Source organism: Pseudoalteromonas prydzensis, assembly GCF_011050055.1.
Taxonomy (GTDB): domain Bacteria; phylum Pseudomonadota; class Gammaproteobacteria; order Enterobacterales; family Alteromonadaceae; genus Pseudoalteromonas; species Pseudoalteromonas prydzensis_A.
The window spans coordinates 1-3,413 of record NZ_DRGM01000068.1; the positions used below are offsets into that span (position 1 = coordinate 1).

The 3,413-nt window shown below is 39.9% G+C and carries 3 protein-coding genes; all 3 read right to left on the reverse strand.

Features of this window, described 5'->3' with window-relative positions; genetic code table 11:
- Nucleotides 1-1,411 (reverse strand): response regulator (locus tag ENH88_RS06180; RefSeq protein WP_304180724.1); only part of this gene is annotated, 1,411 nt, incomplete at its 3' end.
- A 54-nt stretch (nucleotides 1,412-1,465) separates the two neighbouring features.
- A complete protein-coding gene (prmC, locus tag ENH88_RS06185) occupies nucleotides 1,466-2,305 on the reverse strand; it encodes a peptide chain release factor N(5)-glutamine methyltransferase (RefSeq protein WP_024597764.1) in 840 nt (279 codons plus the stop codon).
- A gap of 2 nt (nucleotides 2,306-2,307) precedes the next feature.
- A complete protein-coding gene (gene prfA / locus ENH88_RS06190; RefSeq protein WP_024597763.1) occupies nucleotides 2,308-3,393 on the reverse strand; it encodes a peptide chain release factor 1 in 1,086 nt (361 codons plus the stop codon).
- Nucleotides 3,394-3,413 lie beyond the last annotated feature (20 nt).

Consider the following 3,413-nt stretch of genomic DNA (forward strand, 5'->3'; position numbering starts at 1 on the left):
CTTTATAGCATCGTTTATGGCGAAGTGCATCGTATACATCAGCAAGTGCGACTATACGACCAAATACATTGATTGCATTACCGCTTAAACCTTCTGGGTAACCAGAACCATCCCATTTTTCATGATGTTCTTTAGCGATAATTGCACCTGTACTCACAATTTCATGAGGCGAGTCTTTTAAAATAGTGTAGCCTTTATCAGTGTGGGTTTTCATCACTTCCCATTCTTGGGCGTCTAACTTTGCTGGTTTATTTAATACCGCATCAGGAATGCCCACTTTACCTACATCATGCAGAGGCGACGCCAATCTTATTAAATCAGCATCATGCTTAGATAAACCATAACCCTGAGCTAAAATATGACAAATATGCGCTACACGCTTAACATGATTGCCTGTCTCGGTTGATCGTTGCTCTACCGCTTCACTTAACCTATAAACAAGCTCTTGTTGCGTTGCTTCTATTTCAGACTGGAGCTGTACATTTTCAAACGCAAGTTGCACGTTTTGAGAAAAAATCTTGATTAAATGACGCTGAGTATCTGTCAAATCCTTTGGGATCCCCGATATAAACAGCATCGAATTATGATTGTACTCACTGCTACAATACGCAAATAAGTAATTATCTTTATAAATAATACTTTTTTCATTAAGCGCCTGATGGCACGCACTTAACTGTTCAGCTTGTAATACCTCATCGAGCTCTTTACCTTCACTTTTTTCAAAATCACCGGTACCCGAGCAAACAATTAGCTTTTTATTATTTTGTGCTTCAGGGTTTTGTGCAACTAAAGTAGTTGCATACATAGCTTGATCAGCAATACCCAATAAAGATGTTAACTGCTGCATAACGCCTTCAATAAAGTGCTCTATTGAATGCGCAGAAAAAATATCACGAGACGCTATAATTATCTTCTCAAGTCCTTCGCGTGACTGCTCTATTGAAATAATATCGCGGTACGAGCGCAGGCTCGACATAATGACTGTAAATAATTTTTGAGCCGTTAGCTCCGTTTTCGATTTGTAATCGTTAATATCATAATTAATAATTACTTGTCGTTCAGGGGCTTGACCAGGTTGACCTGTCCTTAAAATAATTCGAATATGATTATTTTTAGCTTCTTCACGAATAAACTTAGCAACTTGCAAACCAGCGTCGTCGGTTTCCATTACAACATCAAGTAACACAATTGCGGCATCCGGATGCTCTTTTATAAGCTCTTTGGCTTCAGCTCCCGAATAAGCACTGATAAATTCTAAACGTTTATTTTGAAACTCAAAATCACTCAACGCTAGTTTTGTAACAGCATGAACTTCAGGTTCGTCATCAACGATTAAGACTTTCCAGGTACCAAGTTCAATCTCATTGATTGGTTCTTCTGGCTCATCTGAAAATAAAAAATCACCCATCATAGTCGAAATTCCTTCATGGCATTATTTAACGCACTAGTAAGCAATTATTATTCTTTAGGGCCACTGTGCAAACGTTACACGGTCATTATTACCAAAGTCTTTCACTGTTTTAATATTAACAAATGCCATTTTTTTGAAAAAATGACGAACAGCTTCACCTTGCTCAAAACCGTGTTCTATTAAAAGATAGCCACTAGATAACAAATAGTCACGTGATTGTGTAATTATTTGTTTAATATCAGACATTCCGCAATCATCAGCCACTAATGCCGACAAAGGCTCAAAGCGCACATCGCCCTGATTTAAATGTATATCACTGCTTTCAATATAAGGTGGGTTAGTGACAATTAGGTTGAATTTTTCACCGTGCAACTCACTAAACCAGTTGCTTTGCTTAACGTGTACGTTGTTAATCGCCAATCGCTGCTGGTTACGTGTAGCAAGTGCAACAGCATCGCTTACTCTATCTACTGCAGTAATTTGCCAATTAGGCATTTCACTACCCAGTGCCAACGCAATTGCACCAGTACCGGTGCCTAAATCAAGTACTTTAGCTGTAGCAGGTACAGTCACTTCAAGTGCTTGTTCTACTAGCGTTTCGGTATCTGGTCGAGGTATTAAGGTTGTTGCGTTAACTTCAAGCGATAAACTCCAAAACTCACGCTGCCCCGTAATATGTGCAACAGGTTCACCGTTTAAACGCCTTTGGCAAAATGTATTAAATTGCTGTTGTTGCTCAGCGTTAAGTTCATGCTCTGGCCAAGTGAAAAGGTAACTGTGAGGTTTTTGAAGAATATGTAAAAGTAAAACTTGTGCATCTAATTTAGCACTTTCGCTGCTAGGTGCTAATAAATTAGCGCCTGCAGCAATAGCTTGTTCAAGAGTTTGGCTCACGACTACTCGTCGCCCATAGCCGCTAATAAGTCAGCTTGATGTTCTTGCATTAATGGGTCAATAACACAGCCTAAATCACCCGCTACCACTTCATTTAAACGATAAAGTGTTAAGTTAATACGGTGATCGGTAATACGACCTTGTGGGTAGTTATAAGTACGGATACGCTCAGAACGGTCGCCACTACCTACTAAATCACGACGCTCAGATGCTTCTGCCGCATGGCGTTTCTCATCTTCAGCTTGTTGCAAGCGTGCTGCAAGTACCGACATCGCTTTAGCGCGGTTTTTATGCTGTGAACGCTGATCCTGACACTCAACCACAACACCGGTAGGTATATGTGTAAGTCGAATAGCAGAATCTGTTTTATTAACGTGCTGACCACCTGCGCCCGATGCACGAAATGTATCAACTTTTAAATCTGCTGTGTTAATTTGTATCGCTTCGGCTTCTGGTACTTCCGCCATTACCGCAACAGTACATGCAGAGGTATGAACTCGCCCTTGTGACTCGGTTTCTGGCACACGTTGTACGCGGTGTACACCTGATTCAAACTTTAATTGACCGTAAACGCCTTCGCCACTAATATTTGCAATAACTTCTTTGTAACCACCGTGCTCACCTTCATTGGTGCTCACAACTTCTACTTTCCATTTTTTAGTTTCTGCATAACGACTGTACATACGAAATAAATCGCCAGCAAAAATAGCCGCTTCATCACCGCCTGTTCCAGCACGTACTTCAACAAATACGTTGTTATTATCTCGTGGATCTTTTGGCAACATTAATACTTGAATTTGATCTTCAATTACCAAAATTTGCGCTTTAGCTTCTTTATATTCTTCTTGCGCCATTTCACGCATTTCAGGGTCAGAATCTTTAAGCATTTCTTCTGCACTGGCTAAATCATCTTGCGTTTCTTTGTAAGTTAAAAACGTTTTTACAATCTCTTCAAGCTCAGAATATTCTTTTGAAAGCCCACGAAAACGATTTTGATCACTAATGACCGACGGGTCGCTTAGCAGCGCTTGTACTTCTTCGTAACGCTCTACTAAGGTTTCTAATTTATTATAAACAGACTCTTTCATTTAACGGTTATTCCTGATCA